Source organism: Gemmatimonadota bacterium, from assembly GCA_009692115.1.
Lineage (GTDB): Bacteria > Gemmatimonadota > Gemmatimonadetes > Gemmatimonadales > GWC2-71-9 > SHZU01.
The window spans coordinates 52,592-58,891 of the sequence record SHZU01000013.1; the positions used below are offsets into that span (position 1 = coordinate 52,592).

Annotated in this window: 8 protein-coding genes; 4 read left to right on the top strand and 4 right to left on the bottom strand. The window is 64.9% G+C overall.

The window, feature by feature from the left end; all coding sequences use genetic code 11:
• Nucleotides 1-204 precede the first annotated feature (204 nt).
• From EXR94_13645 to EXR94_13655, 3 genes are read left to right on the top strand one after another with little or no spacing between them, the layout of a single operon-like run.
• Nucleotides 205-675, top strand: a complete 471-nt coding sequence (locus tag EXR94_13645) for a transcription elongation factor GreA (protein ID MSR03759.1) — start codon at nt 205-207, stop codon at nt 673-675.
• 3 nt (nt 676-678) lie between these two features.
• Nucleotides 679-1,047, top strand: coding sequence for a co-chaperone GroES (locus EXR94_13650; GenBank protein ID MSR03760.1), 369 nt, complete (start codon nt 679-681; stop codon nt 1,045-1,047).
• Nucleotides 1,048-1,049: 2 nt separating this feature from the next.
• Nucleotides 1,050-1,475 (top strand): hypothetical protein, encoded by a 426-nt coding sequence (locus tag EXR94_13655; protein MSR03761.1) that lies wholly within the window; start codon nt 1,050-1,052, stop codon nt 1,473-1,475.
• Nucleotides 1,476-1,614: 139 nt separating this feature from the next.
• Here EXR94_13655 and EXR94_13660 read toward each other — a convergent pair whose 3' ends face one another.
• From EXR94_13660 to EXR94_13670, 3 genes are all read right to left on the bottom strand, one after another.
• Complete coding sequence (locus EXR94_13660; protein MSR03762.1) at nt 1,615-3,237, bottom strand: amidohydrolase; 1,623 nt, start codon at nt 3,235-3,237, stop codon at nt 1,615-1,617.
• Complete coding sequence (locus EXR94_13665; protein MSR03763.1) at nt 3,234-4,865, bottom strand: amidohydrolase; 1,632 nt, start codon at nt 4,863-4,865, stop codon at nt 3,234-3,236. The genes EXR94_13660 and EXR94_13665 overlap by 4 nt, the downstream gene beginning before the upstream one ends.
• A gap of 93 nt (nt 4,866-4,958) precedes the next feature.
• Nucleotides 4,959-5,372, bottom strand: a complete 414-nt coding sequence (locus EXR94_13670; GenBank protein MSR03764.1) for a gamma-glutamylcyclotransferase — start codon at nt 5,370-5,372, stop codon at nt 4,959-4,961.
• A gap of 193 nt (nt 5,373-5,565) precedes the next feature.
• Between EXR94_13670 and EXR94_13675 the strand changes: the two genes are divergently transcribed.
• Complete coding sequence (locus EXR94_13675; GenBank protein ID MSR03765.1) at nt 5,566-5,982, top strand: nuclear transport factor 2 family protein; 417 nt, start codon at nt 5,566-5,568, stop codon at nt 5,980-5,982.
• A 6-nt stretch (nt 5,983-5,988) separates the two neighbouring features.
• Here the strand turns inward: EXR94_13675 and EXR94_13680 are convergent.
• The coding region (locus EXR94_13680; GenBank protein MSR03766.1) for a phenylacetic acid degradation bifunctional protein PaaZ at nt 5,989-6,300 on the bottom strand (312 nt) is incomplete at its 5' end.

The following is a 6,300-nucleotide window of genomic DNA, read 5'->3' on the forward strand; positions in this document are numbered from 1 at the left end:
GGCGCGCGGAAGGTTAGTCTACCCAACAAGTTGCGTCAAGAAATGGCAGCCGGGTTCGGGAATTGGCGTCCCACCCGGGCCGAACGGCCCTCCCCGGCCCGGTTTCGCTCCCGTCCCGAAGTTGGTATCTTTATGTCTGATTGATACTTGACGCCCGGCTGGTTTCCCCCGCCGGGCGGACTTCTTTTGGGCCCGGCAGCCGACATGATCCAGGAAATGCGGGAAAAACTTGGCAAGGAGATCGAGGCGTTGAGCCATGAGCTCACCGTCACCTTGCCCCAGGCCATCGCCACCGCCGTCGCGATGGGCGACCTCCGCGAGAACTCGGAATACAAGGCCGCCCTCGAGCGTCAACAACTGGTCCAGGCCCGCCTCGGGCAATTGCATCTTCGCCTGTCCCAACTGGCCCAGCTCGCTAATACCGAAGCCCCGACCGACCGGGTCGGCCTCGGGTCGAAGGTCACCGTCACCGACCTCGAAACCGACGAAACCGAGACCTTCCATCTGGTCTTGGCCGAGATGATGGACATCGATGCCGGCCACATCTCCCTGATGTCACCCCTCGGCCGGGCCCTGGTAGACCGGAAGGTGGGGGAGGAAGTGTCCCTCCGCCTGCCAACCATGTCCCGCAAGCTCCGGCTGATCGAATTGATTACCGTCCACCAGACGAAGTAGGGTATGGATTTTCCCCCAAAGAAGATTCTGGTCGTGGGCGATCGGGTCCTCATCACCCCGAACGACGGAGAAGAGCGGACCCGGGTCGGACTCTACCTGCCGGCCACCGCCATCGACACCCAGCAGGTCCAGAGCGGACTGATCGTCGCGACCGGCCAGGGCGACCCGGTGGCCGACCTCTCGACCTTCGATGAGGAGCCGTGGCGCGCCATGGAAAAGACCCCCCGCTTCCGCCCGATGCAGGCCCGGGTCGGCGACCAGGCGATCTTCTTCCGCAAAGCGGCGGTCGAAATCAGCTTCGAAGACAAGAAGTACCTGGTGGTGCCGCAGGCCGCCATTCTGGTGCTGGTGCGCGACGAGATCCCAATCTAGAGATGACCGCGTTTCCGCCTCCCCGGACCTTGTTCTCCCGGGCGCTCCGGCTTCGGTGTCCGGTCTGCGGCGGTCACCCAATCTTCGTGAGCTGGTTTACGGTCTGCCCGTGCTGTCCGGTCTGCGGCTTCCGCCTGGATCGCCATGAGCCCGGCTACTGGCTCGGCAGTTACACGATCAATCTGTTTGCCACCGAAGCCGCCTTCTGCGCCTTTTTTGCCACTGCCATGGTGGCGACCTGGCCCGCCGTGCCGTGGAACGCGCTGCTGGCGGGCGGACTCCTGACGGTCGGGCTGACCCCGGTCCTGATTTTCCCGTTCACCAAGACCGTCTACCTCGCGATCGATCTCTGTTTTCGGCCGCCCGCCCCACCCGATCTCGCCACGCCGATCGAGCGGGGGTTTGTGGCACCGCCTACAACCCGCTGACCGTTCCCGGAACCGGGCGGAGCCGCCGCCAGCCGGCCCGAATCCCCAAAACCCCAAGCCCCGCGAGCACCACCACCGGGATCAGGCCGCCAGCCATCGCGATCCCCCCGGCAATCACCGCCACGAAGTTCCGCCAGCCTCAGGGCACGGCCTTGGGCCTGCACGTCCCGTCGGGCGCCCGGACGGTGGGGTACTTGATTCCCAGTTGCTCGAGGTAGGTCCCATACTTGGTTGGATCGTAGTAAAACGGCCGGAGCTGATCACGATACTTACCCAAGATGCCCGCATTGAGGTGGGTCGCGGGCCGGTCATCCGGGCGGATCAGGGGCTGGTACTTCACGTCCTTGGTTTGGACGTTCTTGAAATAGTCCCACGCATCGGCGATCAGCTTCGGGGTGAGCAAGATGTCGAGCATGGTCATGGCCATGGCTTTGGCCCCCGCAGTGGCGCCCTGATGGGCCACCGGAGTGGCCATGGCGATGGCGTCGGTCCAGTTGTGCCCGGGCAAGCCTGGAACGTTGGACGGGAACCCGAGGGTCACCGAAGGCAGGGTCCAGGTTACGTCCCCGATATCGTCGGAGCCGCCCCCCTTCATGTTTTCCATCTTGGGGGGCGTCTGCAGAGTGTCGGACACGGTGCTGTCGAGGCCCTCGACCTTGACCTGCATTTCCGTTTGGAGCGCCTTGGCAAACCGCTGGTCCTCGGCCGACCACTTCGGCATCCCCACCTGCTTGACGTTCTCCAGCATGGCCAGGGCTATGGGCTTGTTGTGGTGATTGGGCCAAGCCGAGCCTAGCACCCGGACCGGTTCGAGGGTGGTACCGGTCATCATCGCGGCGCCCTGCGCCACCGAATCGCCGATGGCCCAGAGGGTCTTGATGCTCGGAAAGTCGAGCTCCCGGAAGTAGTACCACACCGAGGCCACTTGGGGGACGACGTTGGGCTGGTCGCCGCCGTTGGTCACCACATAGTGCGACCGATGCGGGAGCCGAAGGTGCTCTCGGCGGTAATTCCAGCCGACGTTCATCAGCTCCACGGCATCCGCGGCGCTCCGCCCCCGCCAGGGCGCCCCGGCCGAGTGGGCCGACTGGCCCCGGAAGGTGTACTCGACCGAGACGAGGCCGGTACCGTCCGGCTGGCCCCAGGCAACGCCGAACTTGCTACTGACGTGGCTGAAAATGTTGATGTCGACGTCACGGAACAGACCGGCCCTGACGTAGTAGGCCTTGGTCCCAATTTGCTCTTCGGCCACCCCGGGCCAGAGCTTCAAGGTCCCTGGGATCTTGTCTCGCTCCATCAGCCGCTTCACCGCGAGGGCCGCCGTAATATTGAGCGGCACGCCCGCGTTATGACCTTCACCGTGGCCCGGACCGCCCGGCACCAGCGGCGCTCGACAGGCGACCCCCGGCATCTGTGACGCCTGGGGGATCCCGTCGATATCGGAGCCTAACGAAATGACCGGTTTGCCTGAGCCCCAGGTCGCCACCCAGGCCGTGGGAATCCCGGCATAGTTCTCCTCGACGGTGAAGCCTTCTTTCCGAAGGATGCTCACCAGGTACTTCGAGGTTTCGAACTCCTGAAAGCCGAGCTCTCCGAAACTGAAGACCTGGTCGACCATTTCCTGGGTGAACTTGGCCCGGTCCTGGACGTCGGCGGCCACATCCTGCTTGAGCTTGGCGAGCCGGGGATCGGGCCGGGACGGTTTCGTTTGCGCCGCGGCCGCCGATGCGGCGGTGGCGAGGAGGAGGATCGTGTGTCTCATGGGGTTGCCTTGGCGCCGCAACTGCCGTCGGCGGCTCGAACGGTGGGATACTTGATGCCAAGCTGATCGAGATAGGTCGGGTACTTGGCGGCGTCGTAGTAGAACGGCCGCATTTGATCGCGGAACCGGGCCAGGATCGGCCCATTGAGTTCAGTCGCGGGCCGGTCCTCCGGACGAACGAGGGACTCGTATTTCGTGTCTTTGGTTTGGACGTTCCGGTAGTAGTCCCACGCGTCGGACACCAATTTCGGCGTGGTCAGCACATCGAGCATCGTGAGCGCGAGGGCTTTGGCGCCGGCGGTGGCACCCTTGTGGGCAATCGGGGTGGCCATGGCGATGGCGTCGGCCCAATTGTGGCCCGGGGTGCCCGGGACGTTCGACGGGTAGAGCAGCTGCACGGTCGGAACAGCCCACGAGACATCGCCGATGTCGTCGGACCCGCCGCCTTTGCGATCGGCGTCTTTGGGCGGCGCATCGAGCCCGCGGGCCAAGGTGTCGAGTCCCTGTTCCGTTTGCCCCATTTCGTGCTGGATCGCCTTGGCAAATCGAACATCATCGGCCGACCACTTCGGCATCCCGACCCGCTGGACGTTGGCCGCCAACGCCTCGGCGACGGGTTTGTTGAAGTGCGGCGGCCACGCGGCGCCGAGCACGCGGACACTGGAGAGCTTGGTGCCGGTCATCAGGGCCGCGCCGGCGGCCACCGAATCGGCAATGGCCCAGAGGTCGCGGATCTTCGGGGCTTCGAGCTCGCGGAGGAAGTACCAAACCGAGGCGGTCGAGGGCACTACGTTCGGCTGGTCGCCGCCGTCCCGAACCACATAGTGGGAACGGTGTTCGAGCCGGAGGTGTTCGCGCCGGTAGTTCCAGCCGACGTTCATCAACTCGACGGCATCGAGCGCGCTCCGGCCCCGCCAGGGCGCCCCCGCGCCGTGAGCGCTGATACCCTGAAAGGAATAGAGGACCGAGACGAGGCCGCTGTATTCGTTCGGGGCGCCCCACGGCGTCGAGAAGTTGTCACCGACGTGGGTGAAGAAGCTGATGTCGACGTCTTTGAAGAGCCCGGCCCGGGTAAAGAACGCCTTCCCGCCGAGCTGTTCCTCGGCCACCCCCGGCCAGATCTTGATCGTGCCGGAGAGCTTCTCGCGCTCCATCAGCTTCTTGACCGCGAGCGCCGCGGTGACGACCACCGCCTGGCCGGAATTGTGCCCTTCGCCGTGGCCGGGGGCGCCGGGAATCATCGGCTGGCGGCAGGCCACACCCGGCACCTGCGAGGCTTGAGGAATCCCGTCGATATCGGAGCCCACCGCGATGACCGGTTTCCCGGCGCCCCAGGTGGCCACCCAGCCGGTCGGCATCCCGGCGTAGTTCTCCTCCACCGTAAAGCCCTCTTTGCGGAGGAGCGCCACCAAGTACTTCGAGGTTTCGAATTCCTGGAAGCCGAGTTCGCCGTAGCTGAAGATCTGGTCGTTGATCTCTTGGGTCAGTTTGGCGCGGGCATCGACATCGGCCACGAGCGATTTCTTGAGCGACTCAACCCGGGGATCCGGCCGAGCCGCCGGCTTCTGCGCCAAGAGCGGCATGGCAACGGACGTGATCAGGGTACATAACGAAAGGGCCCTTCGCATGGCGGGGTTCAAGCTCCGAATTGGTCTGATCTGGAACTGGCGGCGACCCTCAATTATGGCTCCCCGCCGGACGGCGCGCCACGGGGACCGGACTCAGGGGGCCCGATCGCGCAAATAGGTGTTCACGAAGTGCTGAAGACCCTCGGCCTCGAATCGCTCGGGTTCCCAAGGCGAGCCGTCGACTCGGTCGGGATGAAGGAAGAGATAGGCGCAGGCGTCGAGGGCGCTGGCGTCATCGAGCTCGACCGAGACCGGAATCCGACCATAGGTTTTACCTGCGTCCTCGAACCGGTCCAGTGTCGCAAGGTCGGAGGCGGAAACGTCGAGGTAGAGAACGCCGGGGACGGCGCTTTGCGCGGGCCCGCGCAGCAGTGCCGGGTAGACCTCGTTGCCGACCCGGACCCGGACGAACCCCCGGATCGTGGCGGCCCGGGCCTGGTAGCCGCCCGCAACGACCCGATCCCAGACTTGGCGGTACATCAGGGAGCCATAGGTAAAGACGTGCATGGTTCGGCCTCGGCTAGCGGTCTTGAACCCTCCGAAAGAAGATCATCCCGCCCTCCATCCGAAAGGGCTCTGCCGAAACCAAAACCGAATCCGAAGAAGACCGGTCTTGCCCCCGCCTGGCCCGCGCGCCACTCTTATATAGAGCCGCCGGGACCCCCCGGGGCCGCAACCCGACTGGAAAGGGAACCCGATCATGAACTCGATCCGAGAAACGGCGGAGCAGTTCTTCGACGCGTGCGAGACCGGCAAAGGATGGGCGGTCTGCCGCCAGTATTGCCGTCCGGATGCAACCTTCTCGGCCCAAGCCGACGCGCTGGCGGCGGTGACGACGGTGGAGGGTTACACGGAGTGGATGAAGGGCATGTTCACTCCGGCGCCCGACGCGAGTTACGAAATCCGTTCGTTCGCGGTGGACGAACAGCGCGGGAACGTCATCGGGTTCGCGATCTTCCGGGGCACCCACACCGGCCCGGGTGGGCCAGTTCCGCCGACCGGCAAGCGAGTCGAGGCGGACTACGTCTACATCATGGATTTCGAGGGCGGCAAGATTCGCCACCTGACCAAGGTGTGGAACGATGCCTTCAGTCTCAAGCAATTAGGCTGGATGTAAACCGGCTCAGGCTGGGGGGCGTTTCGCCACCAGCGTCAGGATCGAGTAGACCGCACAGACCTCCTGGTCGTGATTGGTCACCTCGACATCCCACTCGACCACGCCTTGCGGCACGCCATCGGGCGGCGTGTCCTTGGCGGTCTTCTGCTTGCAGGTAAACCGGACCTGAATGGTATCGCCGGGGTAGACGGGCTTGGTGAAGCGGAGCCGCTCGAGCCCGTAGTTGGCCAGCACCGGCCCCTTCGGCGGATACACGAACAACCCAGCCGCGGCCGAGAGCACGAAATAGCCATGCGCTACCCGGCGCCCGAACAGGGA